Here is a 16,618-nt window from a genome sequence, read left to right on the forward strand (position 1 = left end):
ATACTTTATTCATTTTTTGTAAATTTTTATTAAAAAATCCATTTTAGAGCACAAAAATAGGAATCATATTATCTATGATTCCCACTTTCTATTTTTCACTATGAGCTTGCAGCTGCTGCTTCAGATGCTTTGACACAATCAATCGCAACAACTAATGAAATTAAAATCGTTTCAAATGCTTCATCGTTAATGGTTATTTCATACTGGTCGCCCCAACTCAACCACTTTTTATGCACATCTCCAATTAACTGGCCGTCGTGGTAGACAGAAAAATCCATGTCCCACCAATCACCGCGCACTTCGATTGCAGCATCTTCAATGGTATAACGACCTTTAAAAAAAGATAGTTCTTTTTTAATTGTTAAAATTTCACGTCCATCAACTTCTACAAAAAACTTCGGTAAAAAGCTAAATACTTTTTTCGTAATATGCGCTACTTCATTACGCTGTTTATCCAAAATCGTAAATGTTTTAGGTATTTGCATAAAGCTCCCTTCAACAAAGTATTGGTCCTGTTGTCCGGAATCGGTTACTGAAAACTTACCACTTAAGCTAAATATTTTTTGTTTCATATAGAGTTGTTTCATAATATAAACGCCTCCTTTCCTACACTATAGCATTATTTCCAAATTTTCAGGCATAATAGCGTCAACAAGCCAAATATCTTCATTTCCAAAATAGAATGGCTCCTTCACTTGCTGTGTATCAATACGAAATAATACAGGAGTTGCTGTACGACGTTCGGCTACAAGACGTGCCGTTTTAATATTTGTTGATAGATGCACATATTGACGTGACATAGGCTTAAGACCTTGTTGTACAATCTGTTCCGCTGCCTCTGGTGTTGTGCCATGATACAAATAACGCGGTGGTATAGCAATTTCTTTTCTAATTTTTTCCTTAAATGAATGCCCATAATACGCACGAATTCGTCCATCTTTTATTTCGTGCCGCTGTTTAGTAGCCTGTTTCATCATATTCTCAATATCTTGAATCGTTACAAAACGCCATTTATCCATTTGATGCAATGCTGCTAATAATTGTTCCAGTGACACCCATCCCCGATCATCTAGAACTAAGTTATATTTTTCTGGCATATGTCTAAGGACGAGCGATAATTCCCGACTCAATTTTTCATAAAAACGAGCTCCACTCATTTATATCCCCCTCACTATTCACTTAAAATAGGATGTATAATTTCTCCTACTTGAATTAAATCTTTCCGTTCAACATGAAAGCGTATAAATTTACAATGATTCTTCATGTGAAAATCTTCTATGTAATAGATATCTCCCTTAAAATTGACAATTTCACAAAAATGTTGTGTACCTATTGAAACATAACGATTAAAACGATACGTTTCTCCATCAGCTGTTACTTTTCCTGATAAAAATAATTTACAACAATATATTTCTCCAATCTCCATAAAACGAAAGTTGCGAAAACTCAATAGCATTGTATGATCAAAGCAAATTTCTTCTGTACATGTTTTTAAGTTTTTCAAAATAATTTTTCGAATGGAGATACCTTCTTCAATAAACTCGATTTTAAACAAACTATCATTCCTTTTTCACTCAAAATTACTTATCCAAACATCCCTATATTATTCATTTTATGTGATTTGTTTGTAAATTAGAATAAGTAATTAGGATTAGGTTATAGTACTAAATAACTTTTTCAATATAGGAATATATTAATAATAAGCCTTTTTATTTAAAAACTTACACTCTCTATTGACAACACTATATTCCCTGTTCCTTTATTCATAATCGTGATTTTTATTTCATATTTTCACGTTTATATAACGGTCTATTTAATTTAGAAATCTAGCATAAGAAAAACCGGAACCGCGTCACAGCACGATTCCGGTTTTTCTTATGCTCAAAGGAGCGGTTGTTGTTACTCGTATCTCAAAGCCTCTTCTTATGTTAATGACTCATAAAACTGCCCAAATAAATGTCACAACGACCCATGCAGCAAAGAAAATACCGCCTAGTATCATTAGCCATTTATAGCGTACATTATAATAAAATCGTAGTGCAAATCGAATACATTCAATTAAAAATAAAAATAATGCACCAAAGAAAATATATTTTGCGGTACTGACATCAATCACAACAGTCTCCTTTGAGATCGCAACCATTGCGATAAAAAGAGTTAAGCAGATAAGCGAGACAAATGTAATTGTCGCACGAATATGCAACCATGTAGTATTTTCTTTCATAAAAACTTCCTACTTTCTGCTATAGACTATACTAAATTACGCGCAACAAAGTCTTCTAGCACCTTATAATCGGTCACATGTGCATTGCATTTTTCAGGATCATCACAAATATAATTACTATAAGATGTGTACCGATCTTCATTTCCTTTTACCGTTGCCGTAAATAAATGAACTGGTCCATGCTGATTACAAATTGCACAAATGCCTTTCGTATAATATTGTGGCTGCGATATACCACGCAACGCTATAAATGTGCCATCTTTTTCAATGACAATATATTGGCGATGTGTTCCTTGATCTGCCCATGATAAGTAACTAATACCGTGCCAATCAATGGTTTCAAGTTTCGGCAATTTTAATTTTTTATCTTTACGAAATAGTTTTTGCAGTCCTTTTTCAGAAATTGCTTTAAATGGAATCGTATAAATTTTTAAGCTCTCAATAAAAAGCTCAGCATCCGTACGATCAGAAATTTGGGTAACAGCACGCAAAATTTCTTCTGTCGCTACAGGGAGTTTTTCTTTTAGTTCAGCAACTGCAATACCTTTTACTGCACTTAGTATTTCCGGGTCTTTTGATAACGATTTCGAGTTTAAAATTTTATTTACTTGTTGCTCAATCAAGCGTACATTAGCTACTGTTAAAATTGGATTTATCATCATTATTCCTCCGTTTGTCTAGGCAATTGGTTTATGGTCCAAAGCCGAACGGAATTGGACCGCATTAGCCCACTTGAGAGCAGGCATGTATTGTACAAGCCATGTCAGATTCCTCCTACACTTTCATTAGCCTCATTATAGCACAAAAAAGAGTGGCCAAAGCCACCCTCCATTAGTCATTTGTCCAGTCATCATCGCTCATAAATGACTCGGCTAAACTTTGTTTTTCTCGTACAAACTCATGAATGGTCCGTAAAAACATATCCATGAGGCGTGGACCTAATATATCATTAAACCACAAGTAGATTTCATAATCATCGGTGCCATATGGCGTCGCATTAATAAAAAACGTTGTATCACGCTCCTTATTATGTACGATGTCGATATCAAACTGTGTAATTTCAAAATGCTCCGCTCGGATACCTAAACTCGTTAAATCAATTTCAACTTCTGTCGACCACGTATCGTACTTGTCCCCGGTTTCTCGGTTCATCAAGCAAACTTCCGTATTCTCTAGTAAATGTTGTAATGAATAATATTCCATATGACTACCTCCAATTCATTTGATATTGTTTTCATTATACATGATGGAAATTTTTTTACATAATAGAACACTTCAATATGTCTCTAGTCTTGTCTTTAGAGCTCTTTCCTTTATTTTCTTTCATATAATAATTCTTCACAGCAAACCTATTACTAGCTTTTATTTTTTATTCGCTTAATAAGTCCTAAGAGATTTTAAAGGAATACAAAGAAGACAAAAACGGACATTCATATTACAATGCCCGTTTTTTTGTGTTTCTTCTATATATATTATATAGTCAATTTTCTAAACTTAGATTATTGCATCCATTCTTTTGACGTATATCTATAATTAGCTATTAAACGTTAAAAGAATTATATTATTTTAATAATGTTGTTAAGTTTGCCATTTCAATTGCAGATATTGCCGCATCATATCCCTTATTACCAGCTTTTGTGCCCGAACGTTCAATTGCTTGTTCAATCGACTCTGTTGTCACAATACCAAAAATAACGGGTATACCAGTTTGTAATCCAACTTGCGCAATACCTTTTGCTGCTTCATTACATACATAATCATAATGTGTTGTAGAGCCACGAATAACCGTACCTAAGCCAATTACTGCATCATACTCGCCTTTTTCTGCTAATTTTTTTGCAATAAACGGCACTTCAAATGCTCCTGGCACCCATACCGTGTCAATATCTTTATCTTCAACACCATGACGTAAAAGCCCGTCCATTGCCCCATCAACTAATTTTGAATTAATAAATTCGTTGAAACGACCAACAACGATTCCGATTTTTAACCCTGTACCTACTAATTGTGCTTCGATTGTTTTACCCATGTGTAACCAGCTCCTTTTGTTGTTTTACATATTCGACTAATTGCTCAATAGAAATTAATGGACAGTTCATCATTCTTGAAATGCGTTCAAGCTCTGGCAGGCGTGCCATATGACCGTCTGCACTCATGATTTCACAAATAATGCCGGCTTCCTTCACACCTGCAAGCTTCGCTAATTCAACGGCTGCTTCAGTATGACCACGGCGTTCTAACACTCCGCCATCTTTTGCAATGAGCGGAAAAATATGGCCAGGACGACGGAAATCTGTTGGCTCATCACTACCAATCATTTTTTCAATTGTTAATGCACGTTCAAATGCACTAATCCCTGTTTCGGTTTCTTTATAATCAATACTTACTGTAAAAGCAGTACCATGATTGTCTGTATTATTCGTAACCATTGGTGTAAGTTTTAGTTTTTGTGCAATCGATGTCGAAATTGGCGTACAAATCAAGCCTTTACCGTATGTAGCCATCGCATTGATTGTATCTGGAGTCACATATTCTGCCAATGCAACAAAATCGCCTTCATTTTCACGATCCTCATCATCAACAACAATAATCATTTTCCCTTTTAGTAATTGTTCAAGTGCCTCATCAATTGTATGTAGCATGTCGTTCCCTCCTAATAGCCATGATGCGCTAAAAAATCGCGTGTTAATGGCTTCTGTTTAGCTGTCAGTTTTTCGACGTATTTTGCAATTACATCATTTTCAACATTAACGATAGCACCTTCTCGCTTTTTGCTAAAAATCGTTTCCGCATAGGTGTGAGGAATAAGTGATACCGTAATTCCGTTTTCACGAACATCAAAAATCGTTAGACTTGTACCATCAATTGTAATCGAGCCCTTTGGAATACAGTAATGTGTCAGTTCAGCATCCATTCGTAAATCAATATAAACGGCATTTGATACTGTACGTTTCTTCGCAATGGTTGCGATACCATCAACATGACCCGAGACAATATGACCACCAAATCGACCATTTGCCTGCATGGCACGTTCTAAGTTAACACCATCACCCGATGCTAGCTTTGCAAGACTTGTTGCATGAAAGGTTTCCGGCATGACATCTGCTGTAAAGGCTATTGATGTGAAAGCTGTCACCGTTAGACATACACCATTGACTGCAATACTATCGCCAATACGCACATCCTCTAACACTTTCTTTGCCGAAATCGTTAATGCTAATGCTTGTTGCTGTCTAGAAATTTTTTGCACGTTCCCAACTTCTTCAATAATTCCTGTAAACATGGCTCATTCTCCTTTCTAAACCAAATAAATTGGTTTTATCGGATAAATGAATAGAGGGGTACTACGAACAAACTTTTGGGCATTTAAAAAAGGAACCTCACGTAATAGCGGGGTTCCTTGATTTATGCGTCGACAAACAAGCGTACAATTGTACACTTTTTCTGCGCATTCTTCTCTCATCCAGACTATACTGTCGGCCCTGGAGTTTCACCAGATCCTGCTCGAAAGCTCGCGGGCTATAACCGCCGATTGGGAATTGCACCCTACCCCGAAGAATTGCTATGTAGTTTTAAAATTAAAAAATCCCGTCTGGTATTCTAACCAAGCGGGGTTTACATTTTACGATGCTCAAATAAACCATAGTGAAACGCTGCTGCGCACCATCGTCATGCATCGATTCCTTCTCTCATCCAGACTATACTGTCGGCTCCGGAATTTCACCGAATCCTGCTCGAAAGCTCGCGGGCTATAACCGCCGATTGGGAATTGCACCCTACCCCGAAGGAAGTTATTCATTTATGGGATTGATTGTAGCACTAATTTTTTCATTTGACTACTAAAAATAAAAATTCAGAAAATTAAGGTCTTGTTTTCAGTGTTAAAAACTTGCTTTTCCCTTTATTATTTAAATCTTTTTGACCTATAAAACAACATATTTTATTTTTGTGAAATACATTTTTTTATTATTTAAATCGCATTTAATTAGCCTTAAGAATCATTTTTAATAAATAAAAATGAGTTTAAAGTTTTACAATAGTGAGATATTTAAGTTTAAAAGACTATCTAGTCAGGAGGAATTTTTATGACATTAAAAAAATATTTAAATATTGGTTCAATTGGAACTATCATTTTAGCTCTTATTTTAGCTATTTTTGGTAGTATCTTTGTAAAAAATAATATAGAAATGCGAAACATATTACTTAATAAAGCAGAAATTGAAGTGCTCGAAACATCGCTAGAATCTGAAAATGAATACTTATCTTCTCAAATACGCTTATATGTGTAAACAGGAAATAAACAATTTAACGATAAGTATGAAAAAGCCCTAGAAGCAAATTTATTTGGTAAAGTTGAAAAAGAACTTAGTAAATTAAATGTACCTACTACAATTACTTCTCAGCTGACAACCATCCAATAAAAATCAAATGAATTAGCGGATATTGAAATTCAAGCTTCTGATTTTCACACGAAAGGTGATCAAAAACAAGCTTCTACATTATTATTTTCAAATGAATACGAGCAAAAATTCACAGAATCGAAGGTTTATTTAAAACCTTTGAAAGTGACTTGGCTAGGTTTATTCAAGAAAAATCTTCAAAGGCTGAAACAACCTCTTTCACTAGCTTAATGATTATGGGTATATTTATTATATATATTCTCTTTATTTTAGGAACATTCATCCTGCTTAGAAATAAAATGAAACCATTATTTAAAATGACAAATCAAGCACAGAAAGTAGCATTATCAATTGAGCAAATTTCACAACAATCTATGATGCAACAAACAAATATCCAACAAAGTGGCACCTCTTTATCGAATGTTACAGCAAGCATTCAGCAAGTAGCGGCAGCAGCGGAAAATGTTTCTACTATATCAACAGATGCACATAAGCAGGCTAAATCTGATCAAAAAGATGTTCAAAATACGGTTTTATATATGCAAGAAATCGAAAAATCAGTAGATGATATGTTTGTATCTATTAAATCCTTGAGTGAGCATTCTACAAATATTGAAACATTCGTTTCAGCCATTACAGATATATCTGATTAAACAAATCTACTTGCACTTAACGCAGCGATTGAGGCAGCACGTGCAGGTGAAGTAGGTAAAGGGTTTGCAGTAGTAGCGGATGAAGTTAGACAATTAGCGGAACAATCGAATGAATCTGCAAATAAAATTACTTCAATTATTGATGCGCTTCAAAAGGAAATGCGCGAAACAGCAACACAAATGGAAAAAGTAACGACACAAGTAAAAAATGGTGTACAAACGGTCAATTTAACGGGTAAGACATTTAATGATATTCAACAAGCAACTTCTATTGTTGCGGAACAAATTAAAAGTGTGGCCTCTATTACAAATCAAATGACAAGCAGCGCCACGCAAATCAATGCCACAATGGAAGAAATCACAGCCGCCGCAAATATGCTGACGCAGCTAGCAAGTAATTTAAACGAAGAAATTTCAAAATTCAACGTATAAATAATAAAAAATAGAACATAAGAAAAAGGCATCGCGCGTTGGCGCGATGCCTTTTTTTGTTCCAAACTGTAAGACAAGTTCTATCCTCTTGGCATTTTTAGCTTTCTGGAATACTTTTCTCTAGTTCTGCGGGAATTGGCGCAACAACTTGCTTCTTTTTTGGTACGACAATTACAAAAGCAACTAACGTCACAATTACAACCGTTAAACAAGTATACAGTAAGTAGCTAAATCCTTGGCTTAAATTTTCAGTTTGCACGAACATGCCTAGTAAAGACGTTGCTAGTAAGGCACCCATACTAACCGCTAATTGCATAACACTCATCGCTACACTAATTTCTTTTGTAGGTAAATTCATTTGAATACCTGTATGGAAAATAGAAATTAATACCCCACTTGAACTCCCCCACACAAGAAAAATAGCGGTGATTATAATCGTTGGTGCTGATACTGTAAAGAATGTTAATACAAAAATCATACTTGCAAAAATACACATTGCCACAATCGCAACAAGCTTAAAATCCTTCAATTTTGCTACAATAAAACCGCTTATTGCTGCGAAAATAAACGATGTAATGCCTCTTTCTGTCATAAAAATACCGGTTTCTGTCGGTGAGAAACCATGAATATTTTGTAAAAACAGTGGTAAGAAATAAATCATTCCTGTTGCCGCAAACATGCATGCCGTACTCGCTAAGATACAAATTGTAAAAATACGATGCTTAAATAAGCGTAATGGAATTAATGGATCTGCACTTTTCTTTTGACGAATAATAAATGCAACTAAACTAACTGCTAATACAACAAGTAGTACAGGCGTAACGGTTGGACTTCCAAAAGATGTTAAGCCCACCAATGATAAAATAGAAACGGATAGAATACTTGCTCCTAGATAATCCATCTTGGCACGTTCTACTTTCGGAATATTTGGCATTAATTTCAAAATAATAATTAAGCCAATAAGGCCTACCGGTGCGATTGAATAAAATACCCAATGCCATGAGAAGTATTGTACAAAAATTCCACCTACTGTAGGCGCAATAATAGCTGTCAGTGCATTTAATGATCCATAGAAGCCTAAAAATTTCGCACGATTTTCGATGTCAAAAATATCGCTGATGACAATTAATGCGACAACAGCCGTCGTGGCACCACCGATTCCTTGAATACCTCTAAAAATCATCAGATGATAGACGTTTGAAACGAGTAGTGGTGTAATCACTTCCGATACTAAAATAATTAAAATACCAATAATTAAAATTTGACGTCGTCCATAAATATCACTCAATTTACCAACAAATGGTGTAACAATTGCAGATACAGCAAGATTAACCGTGAAAATAAGCGCATAAAACTCCGCTCCGCCAATGTCTGTAATAATGCTAGGCAGAGCAATTGAAAACTCCATAGACACCATGAGTCCTAATTCCATACATAAGAAAATTCCAGCGACAAGCAGAGCTTTTTGTTTATAGGACATCGATTCAACTGTACGATTTGTTTTAAACATCGACTTCACCTCGAAATAAAATTTTCAACAAAAAAAGACTTCCATTAGCAAATGTTCTATACATTAACAAATGCTTCAAGAAGTCCCATTCCAAATAGTAACCAACTATCTTTTAAGAAATCAGTAAATTTTCATGTTCTTTGGCTTTAGTTGCTGCATCCCAACCAAGCGCCGAAATGGCTTGGTCATAGTACTGCGCTTGTGTACCTAAGTAATTTTCGTAGAAACGTGAACGCTTCACAAATAAGTGGCAATCAATTTCTTCAGTGAAGCCGATACCACCATGAATTTGAATATTATGCGCGGCAATTTCAACAAAGGCTTGCGTCGCAAAAATACGTGCACTACAAATAGCTTCTACACGATCCTCCGATGTTTTTTCAAGTGCCCAGTTTGCATAATAAGAGAGTGAACGTGCTGTTTCAAGTGACAGCTTCATATCTGCTAGACGATGCTTAATGGCTTGGTAGCGCCCAATTGCTTGCCCAAACTGTTCACGAATACATGCATATTCACTCGCCACTTCAATAATTTTTTCCATCGCACCGACGCAAACGGATGATACAGCCGCATTATACGATAACAAACCTTCTTGAAGGATTCCCCAACCCTCTCCAAGTGGTCCGATTAACGCACTAATTGGCACCGTCACATTATCAAAATAAATACTTGATAGCTGACGTGTTTCATCAAAGCCTTTTTGCGCTGTGATTGTAAGGCCTGGCGTCTCCTTATCTACCACAATAATACTCACTTCACCGTTAACACGTACCGGTACGATAAGGTACTGTGCAAATGCCACATCGGCTACTTGCGTCTTCATACCATTTAGCGTAAATTGTTCTTGCTCAAGTATAGCTTCTAATTGAATGCCTTTTTCTGTATAACTTCTACCAGGCTCTAGCCAGGCAATGGTGAACGCTTTTTCACCACTTGCGACTTCTGATAAATACTGTTGCTTTTGCTCCGTTGTCGCAAACTGATTAATAATTGGCACAGCAAAGGCACTTGTCTCTAAAAAGACACCTGGCATCAATGTGCGGCCAAACTCTTCCATAATTGGCACAAGATCAAGTTTACCTAAACCCATGCCATCATAATCATCTGGAATATTTACCATCATACAGCCAAGCTCATTAACACCTGTAATTGCTTGCTTCACTGCTTCGACATTTCCTGCAATATAATCGCGCGCTACTTTCGTTTGCTCTTGGTCATTAAGATATTTACGTACAAATTTTCGAAATAACTCTTGATCTTCGTTTAATGAAAAATCCATCGACCTTCACCAACCCTTCTAGCGACCGACATCTTTTGGTAAGCCTAAGATGCGCTCCGCAATCGTATTTTTTTGAATCTCGCTCGTACCACCACCGATTGTTTGACCAAATGAATACAAATAATTTTTCTGCCAATAACCCTGGTCTTGTACAGCATCTTCTTCCCACAGCATTCCCGCGTGACCTTGAATTGAAATAGCTTCTGAGAATAATTTTTTCGTCATTTCACTAACAAATAATTTATCCATCGAGCCTTCTACACCCGGATGTCCCACTTTTAGCTGCTTTGTTAAATTGCGATAATAATTTAATAACGAGCCACGTTGATTCATATATAAGTCAAGTAGACGCTTACGTACTTCTGGTTTCGCAATCAATGGTTGGTCATCCTCTGTAACCGTTTGAGCTACATTCACAAGCTCTGCAAATTGCTGTTCAAGTGAAAATACTTGAGCACCAATACCTGTACGTTCATGCATTAATAACGCAATCGTCACACGCCAGCCATCATCTACTTGTCCGATAATCTCACTGTCATAGGCTACTGCATCCGTCAAATATACTTCATTAAAATCATGTTCACCATTCATCTGAATAATTGGACGTACTTCTACACCAGGCTGATTCATATCCAGTAAGAAGCATGTAATGCCATGATGCTTTTTCTCCCCTTTACTCGTACGCGCAACAAGGAAGCACCGGTCTGCAAAGTGAGCAAAGCTTGTCCAAATTTTTTGACCATTAATCACCCACTTGTCCCCTTTTTTAACGGCCGTCGTTTGTACAGCTGCTAAATCTGAACCTGCATTTGGCTCTGAATAGCCTTGGCACCACACTTCTTCTCCTGTTAAAATTTTCGGGATGTATTTTTCCTGTTGTTCTGGTGTTCCGATTTGCATCAAGGTTGGTCCAACCATATGAAGTCCCACATAGTTTACAAGTGGTGGCGCTTTCACACGAACCATTTCTTGATGGTAAATAATTTCCTCCATCAGTGTCGCATTACGTCCACCATGTTTTTCAGGCCATGCAATCGCTGCCCAGCGGCTATTTGCTAATGTTTTTTGCCACTTACGTAAAAATTGACCTAGCTCTGCTTCCTCTGACGGTAGTTGTTGCGACGCTAGCCATCCCTCTGGCAGATTTTCTTCAAGCCATGTACGTAACTCCTGTCGAAATTGTTCTTCCTGTGCTGTATATGAAAAATCCATCGCGTTTCCTCCTCAACCTTATGCGAGCGTCCATTGTGGCAATGCACGATCCTCTGTAATGTCTTGCCACACCATTTTTACTGGTGTTCCAATATCAATTTGCTCGACTGTTGCCTCTAAGACATTGCCAATAATTTTGACTTCTGGTAATTCATCGAGTTCAACAACCGCAATCACTAACGGCATATCATTTTCAAAGCCTGGTAAAAATGGACGATAAGAAACGACATACGTATAAATTGTGCCACTAATTTCCGTTCCTCGGTTTTCCCACACAAGCTCCTGGCTTCCACAATGAGCACATGCTGGGCCTGGTGGATGTGCATAGGTATTACAGCTCGTACATTTTTGAAGTACAAGCTCATGACGATCCGCCGCATCCCAGTACGGTGCATTGTCGATTGTTTTTAATGGAATTGGTTTCGCGTATTCTACTTTTGTTTCTTCAATCATGTGAACTCCCCCTATTTTCGTAAAATCATTGCGCCAGCCATATCTGGACCTGCCCAGCCTGTACAAATCGCGATATCATGTTTTTTCGCCTGACGTTCTGTTCCTTCATATTCACCGCGCACTTGGCGGACAATTTCTAATACATTATTCATACCATGTGTATAACCTTCTGACAGCATTCCGCCCGCTAAGTTTGTCGGAAGTTGTCCATCAATTTTCAAGTTTCCTGCAGCGACAAAGTCCCCTAATTCGCCTTTGGGAGCAAGACCATATGCTTCTAATTGGCGTAATACCACCCAGCTAAAGCAATCGTAAATCGATGCAATATCAATGTCTTTTGGCCCGACACCTGCCGCTTCGTATAACGGCTGTGCGACATAATCAGACGCCACTTCATCAATGTTTTTCCAGTAATGTGCATGAGATACCGCGCGACGAGCAGCCATCCCCATAATATAAGCGGGTTTTGACTGGCAATCTTTTGCACGTTCAGCACTTGTGACGATAATCGCATTCGCTTCGTCCGACTCTAAGCAAAAATCATGTTTTGTAAACGGTGAGCTTAGCTGCGCCGTTTGTAGATATTCTTCCATTGTTAATGGTTTACCATAGAAGAAGGCATTTGGATTACGCTGTGCATGTTCATAGAAGCTTGTACATACATGACCTAAATGCTCTTGTGTTAAGCCATTTTGCTTCATATGACGCGTAGCGAATAAACCAAACCATTGCCCTGGACTTGCCGCACCATATGGAATGATGTAGCTGCCGCCATCAAAGGCTGATTGTAATAAGCCACTACTCCAGCCACCGCCTCCCATACGCATACCAGAGCGTCCATTCATCGAGCGATAAATAAGCACTGTATTCGCCTGGCCTGTTTCAATTAAAGCAACAGCATCTGCAATTAGCATTTCCGTACTACTACCGCCACCTAAAATTTCTTTAACATAATTTGGTCGTACACCTAAATAGGTTGCTAATTGATGCGGTGAGCAAGAATCATTTTCACAATAGCTCATAAAGCCATCGATTTCTTTTGCTTCAATTCCTGCATCTGCAATAGCTGCACGAGCCGCATCTAATGCTAAATGTAACGGTGTCGTTCCTGAATTTTTTGAACGTTTACTTTCACCAACACCTACGATGGCGTATTTATCTCGAATTTGATTCATCCATAACACTCCTTCGACTTAAAATTGTAACGTTGCCTCTCCTGAACCAACGATTTTTTCTGGACCTTTTTCTGCATATAATGTCAGCACCGCAAAGCGTGAACCGTCTTTTTCATACGTTTCTTTAATCACGCCTCGACATGTGATCGTATCTTTCGGAAATGTCATCGCACCAAAACGCATACTAAAATCTTTTACCGTTGCAAGAGTTCCTGCAAGATGATTGACGTATTCTCCTAAGAAACCCATGATGAGCATGCCATGTGCAATAACACCAGGCATCCCAATTTTTTGTGCAAATGCATCATCTGTATGAAGCGGGTTAAAATCCCCTGAGGCTCCCGCATATTTTACGAGCTGTACTTTTGTCACAGGCTCCTTTGTATAAGCAGGAAGTTCCTGCCCTGTTGTTAACTGTGCTAGTTCTAGCATCGTCATTCCTCCCTATGCATTCGCCGAAATCGGACGATAAATAATATTTGTACGACTTGTGACAACATGCTGTCCCGCCTCGTCTGTCATTTCCGTATCCATCACGATAAATTCCATCGTTCCATTTTTACCGTTACGTTCATATACATCCGTCACTTTTAATTGGCATGTTAATACATCCCCTGGACGGATTGGGCGCGTATAAATAAAGCGCTGCTCCCCGTGTAACATACGGCTATAATCTAATCCTAAATCTAACTCCTCGTCACTTTCCTCTGACATCGCAATCGGGAATGTTGGCGGTGCAATGATACCACCATGTATTGTTGTTTTTGCAAATTCCTCATCACGATAAAGCGGGTTTGTATCCCCGATTGCCTCTGCAAACTGACGAATATGACGTTTTTCAATTTCTACTCTATAAGGTTTTCCTGTTTTTCCAATTAAATGTGCTAAGCTCATTACTATCCCTCCATCGCTTGTCGAATCACTTGTTGCTCTTTCACAACAAGCATCGCATCCGCTGCCCTAATACCTTTTTCGTATACAACAAGTGGATTAATATCAAGCTCTTGAATCTGCTCTCCATGATCCGTCATAAGCGCCGATACTTTTAGCAGTACATCGACAATTGCCTCTGTATCTATTGGCGTTTTTCCACGCGCACCATGTAAAATTGATTTTCCTTTTAATTCATCAAGTAAATTCAATGCATCTTGACGATTGATTGGTGCTACTTTAAAAGCGATATCTTGGAATACTTCAACGAAAATACCACCAAGTCCCACCATAATTACTGGCCCAAATGTGCTGTCATTATGTGCACCGATAATTATTTCAACACCTTCACCCAACATTTCCTGTACAGAAACGCCATGGACACGTGCCTCTGGGTTGTAGCTTCGCGCATTTTTCACAATTTCCACATACGCTTGACTCACTTCTTCTGGTGTTTGTACATTTAACCGAATTGCGTCTGCTTCTGTCTTATGTACATACGCTTGACTCACTTCTTCTGGTGTTTGTACATTTAACCGAATTGCGTCTGCTTCTGTCTTATGTGGAATATCTGGTGAATCAATTTTTAGCACGACTGGGTATCCTATCGCTGTGGCATGCTCTACCGCTTCCTCAAGTGATGTCGCAATACGACGCTCTGTTGTTGGAATATCATAGCGTGCCAGCACTTCACTTGCCTGTGCTTCACTCAACGTTTCACCTGATACTAATAAATCATCTAATACCGCATGTGGTTGACGATAATCTGCTAGTGAAGTAATCGAAGATTGTCGATATGCCTCACTATATTCCACTAGCTTCTTCAGTGCACGCACTGGATTTAGATTACATGGTACAACCGCAATACCGTTTTCTACTAAAGCTTTTGTCGCTTTTGGATAGGTCATACCATCGAGTGGGAATGGGAATAATGCAATGACTTTGTCACTCGCCTTACTTAATTCAATAAATTCTTGTAGCTGCGGTGAATTTTCATCCCAAGCATACGGGAAATCAGTAAAAATAATATTATGAACTTCCGGATCATTTACAAGTACTTTTAATGGCTCCAAATAAAACTCCGGGTTCGATACCATTGCGGCAGCTGTTAAATCAACTGGGTTCGTTGTGCTCGCATAGTCCGGCAAGCTCTTTTGAATAGCCGCCTGTGTTTCAGCAGATAGCTCCACAATGTTTAAACCATGTGCTTCACAACGGTCCGCCTCATTAATGCCACGACCACCTGAACTTGTAATAATGACTGTATTATTTCCTTTAGGTAATTTATTGGGATTAAATAATTTCGTAAAACCGATAACATCATCAAAATCCTCTGCACGAATAATGCCATGCTGTTTAAAAAAGGCATCATAGATTTTATCTGAGCCTGCAAGTGAACCTGTATGAGATGCAGCTGCACGACTACCAGCCGAGCTCTTACCTGTTTTCATCAATAAAATTGGCTTATTTTTTTGAAGAGACTCTTTTGATAACGCTTTCAATTTTTCTGGATTTTTAGCACCTTCTAAGTAACCACTAATAATATTCGTTTGCGGATCATGTACCATATATTCCATGAAATCTTCAAAGCTGGACTCCATTTCATTCCCTGTACTAACAAAATAGTTAAAGTTAATACCATGCTGTGCGGCTGCCATATACGTTAATACACCAAAAGCGCCACTTTGCGAAATATAACCGACGCCTCGCTGACCATCGAGCGGTACAGTTAAAAATGATGGCGTAAATGTGCCAATCAAGCCATTCTCTGTATTCACTAAGCCTACACAGTTTGGTCCTACGATACGAATGCCGTGCGTTTTTGCGAATTGACCAAGTTCTTGCTGCAGTTGCTCACCATATGCCCCTGCTTCTGAAAAACCTGAAGCAAAAATAATCGCCGCTTTTACATTTTTTGCTGCACACGCTTCAAGACCTTCTTTAATTTGTTCTAGGCCAAGGCAGAAAATAACAAGATCCACTTCACCTGGTACATCTGCTAATGATGGGTAACATGTTAAGCCCGCAATTTCTTTTGCCGTACGATGGATTGGAATAATATCGCCTTTAAATTTACCATCAATTAATGCGCGAATTTGAAGATGGCCGATTTTATAGGGGCTCTCAGAGGCACCTAAAATCGCAATAGACTGTGGGTTAAACAACGGCTTCAATGATTCATAATTTTGTAAATCTTGTGTCATCAACTTATCCCCCTTATATCATTCGTTCGCAGATTCGTTATCTGTGTATCTATCATACCTTTAGTATTCTGAAAATAATGAAAATTAAAGTTAGCTAAAATAATAAACTAATAAGGAATTTAACGTCCCTATTAATCACTTCAAAA

General features: G+C 37.9%; 20 protein-coding genes and 2 riboswitches. Of the genes, 3 read left to right on the forward strand and 17 right to left on the reverse strand.

What is annotated here, in order from left to right:
• Positions 1 to 98: 98 nt before the first annotated feature.
• The 9 genes from KTHG_RS09335 to ribE form a co-directional block, all read right to left on the reverse strand.
• On the reverse strand, positions 99 to 587 hold the full coding sequence (locus KTHG_RS09335; protein ID WP_139993041.1) for an LURP-one-related/scramblase family protein: 489 nt from the start codon (positions 585 to 587) through the stop codon (positions 99 to 101).
• Between the two features lie 24 nt (positions 588 to 611).
• Entirely contained in the window at positions 612 to 1,157 is a 546-nt protein-coding gene (locus tag KTHG_RS09340) for an RNA 2'-phosphotransferase (protein ID WP_139993043.1), read from the reverse strand.
• A 14-nt stretch (positions 1,158 to 1,171) separates the two neighbouring features.
• Complete coding sequence (locus tag KTHG_RS09345) at positions 1,172 to 1,555, reverse strand: hypothetical protein (protein ID WP_139993045.1); 384 nt, start codon at positions 1,553 to 1,555, stop codon at positions 1,172 to 1,174.
• A 381-nt stretch (positions 1,556 to 1,936) separates the two neighbouring features.
• The gene (locus KTHG_RS09350) at positions 1,937 to 2,224 is read right to left on the reverse strand and encodes a hypothetical protein (protein ID WP_139993047.1); all 288 of its coding nucleotides are present in this window, start codon (positions 2,222 to 2,224) and stop codon (positions 1,937 to 1,939) included.
• Between the two features lie 26 nt (positions 2,225 to 2,250).
• A complete protein-coding gene (locus KTHG_RS09355) occupies positions 2,251 to 2,883 on the reverse strand; it encodes a FusB/FusC family EF-G-binding protein (protein WP_139993049.1) in 633 nt (210 codons plus the stop codon).
• Positions 2,884 to 3,055: 172 nt separating this feature from the next.
• Positions 3,056 to 3,427, reverse strand: a complete 372-nt coding sequence (locus tag KTHG_RS09360; RefSeq protein WP_126991701.1) for a hypothetical protein — start codon at positions 3,425 to 3,427, stop codon at positions 3,056 to 3,058.
• A 358-nt stretch (positions 3,428 to 3,785) separates the two neighbouring features.
• Entirely contained in the window at positions 3,786 to 4,253 is a 468-nt protein-coding gene (gene ribH, locus KTHG_RS09365; protein ID WP_139993051.1) for a 6,7-dimethyl-8-ribityllumazine synthase, read from the reverse strand.
• Positions 4,246 to 4,866, reverse strand: coding sequence for a 3,4-dihydroxy-2-butanone-4-phosphate synthase (gene ribB / locus KTHG_RS09370; protein WP_139993053.1), 621 nt, complete (start codon positions 4,864 to 4,866; stop codon positions 4,246 to 4,248). Before ribB ends, ribH begins: the two co-directional genes overlap by 8 nt.
• An 11-nt stretch (positions 4,867 to 4,877) precedes the next feature.
• Entirely contained in the window at positions 4,878 to 5,507 is a 630-nt protein-coding gene (ribE, locus tag KTHG_RS09375) for a riboflavin synthase (RefSeq protein ID WP_139993055.1), read from the reverse strand.
• 164 nt (positions 5,508 to 5,671) lie between these two features.
• Positions 5,672 to 5,787, reverse strand: a riboswitch (FMN riboswitch).
• Between the two features lie 114 nt (positions 5,788 to 5,901).
• A riboswitch (FMN riboswitch) is annotated at positions 5,902 to 6,017 on the reverse strand.
• Positions 6,018 to 6,309: 292 nt separating this feature from the next.
• Between ribE and KTHG_RS09380 the strand changes: the two genes are divergently transcribed.
• From KTHG_RS09380 to KTHG_RS21630, 3 genes are all read left to right on the forward strand, one after another.
• Positions 6,310 to 6,513, forward strand: coding sequence for a hypothetical protein (locus KTHG_RS09380; protein ID WP_139993057.1), 204 nt, complete (start codon positions 6,310 to 6,312; stop codon positions 6,511 to 6,513).
• Between the two features lie 428 nt (positions 6,514 to 6,941).
• A complete protein-coding gene (locus tag KTHG_RS21625) occupies positions 6,942 to 7,277 on the forward strand; it encodes a methyl-accepting chemotaxis protein (RefSeq protein WP_139993059.1) in 336 nt (111 codons plus the stop codon).
• A 27-nt stretch (positions 7,278 to 7,304) separates the two neighbouring features.
• Positions 7,305 to 7,709: a methyl-accepting chemotaxis protein gene (locus KTHG_RS21630; RefSeq protein WP_139993061.1), complete on the forward strand. Its 405-nt coding sequence runs from the start codon at positions 7,305 to 7,307 to the stop codon at positions 7,707 to 7,709.
• Between the two features lie 97 nt (positions 7,710 to 7,806).
• Here KTHG_RS21630 and KTHG_RS09395 read toward each other — a convergent pair whose 3' ends face one another.
• From KTHG_RS09395 to KTHG_RS09430, 8 genes are all read right to left on the reverse strand, one after another.
• On the reverse strand, positions 7,807 to 9,219 hold the full coding sequence (locus KTHG_RS09395; RefSeq protein ID WP_139993063.1) for an MFS transporter: 1,413 nt from the start codon (positions 9,217 to 9,219) through the stop codon (positions 7,807 to 7,809).
• Positions 9,220 to 9,331: 112 nt separating this feature from the next.
• Positions 9,332 to 10,498: an acyl-CoA dehydrogenase family protein gene (locus KTHG_RS09400; RefSeq protein ID WP_139993065.1), complete on the reverse strand. Its 1,167-nt coding sequence runs from the start codon at positions 10,496 to 10,498 to the stop codon at positions 9,332 to 9,334.
• A gap of 18 nt (positions 10,499 to 10,516) precedes the next feature.
• The gene (locus KTHG_RS09405; protein ID WP_139993067.1) at positions 10,517 to 11,710 is read right to left on the reverse strand and encodes an acyl-CoA dehydrogenase family protein; all 1,194 of its coding nucleotides are present in this window, start codon (positions 11,708 to 11,710) and stop codon (positions 10,517 to 10,519) included.
• Positions 11,711 to 11,728: 18 nt separating this feature from the next.
• On the reverse strand, positions 11,729 to 12,163 hold the full coding sequence (locus KTHG_RS09410) for a Zn-ribbon domain-containing OB-fold protein (RefSeq protein ID WP_126991692.1): 435 nt from the start codon (positions 12,161 to 12,163) through the stop codon (positions 11,729 to 11,731).
• A gap of 11 nt (positions 12,164 to 12,174) precedes the next feature.
• The gene (locus KTHG_RS09415; protein ID WP_139993069.1) at positions 12,175 to 13,338 is read right to left on the reverse strand and encodes a thiolase C-terminal domain-containing protein; all 1,164 of its coding nucleotides are present in this window, start codon (positions 13,336 to 13,338) and stop codon (positions 12,175 to 12,177) included.
• Between the two features lie 18 nt (positions 13,339 to 13,356).
• Entirely contained in the window at positions 13,357 to 13,770 is a 414-nt protein-coding gene (locus KTHG_RS09420) for a MaoC/PaaZ C-terminal domain-containing protein (RefSeq protein ID WP_139993071.1), read from the reverse strand.
• Positions 13,771 to 13,782: 12 nt separating this feature from the next.
• Positions 13,783 to 14,232 (reverse strand): MaoC family dehydratase N-terminal domain-containing protein, encoded by a 450-nt coding sequence (locus KTHG_RS09425; RefSeq protein WP_139993073.1) that lies wholly within the window; start codon positions 14,230 to 14,232, stop codon positions 13,783 to 13,785.
• A gap of 2 nt (positions 14,233 to 14,234) precedes the next feature.
• Positions 14,235 to 16,472 carry an acetate--CoA ligase family protein gene (locus KTHG_RS09430; protein ID WP_139993075.1) on the reverse strand — a complete coding sequence of 746 codons (2,238 nt, stop codon included), beginning with the start codon at positions 16,470 to 16,472 and terminating at the stop codon, positions 14,235 to 14,237.
• Between the last annotated feature and the right edge of the window lie 146 nt (positions 16,473 to 16,618).

Source organism: Kurthia sp. Dielmo (assembly GCF_000307285.2).
Lineage (GTDB): Bacteria > Bacillota > Bacilli > Bacillales_A > Planococcaceae > Kurthia > Kurthia populi.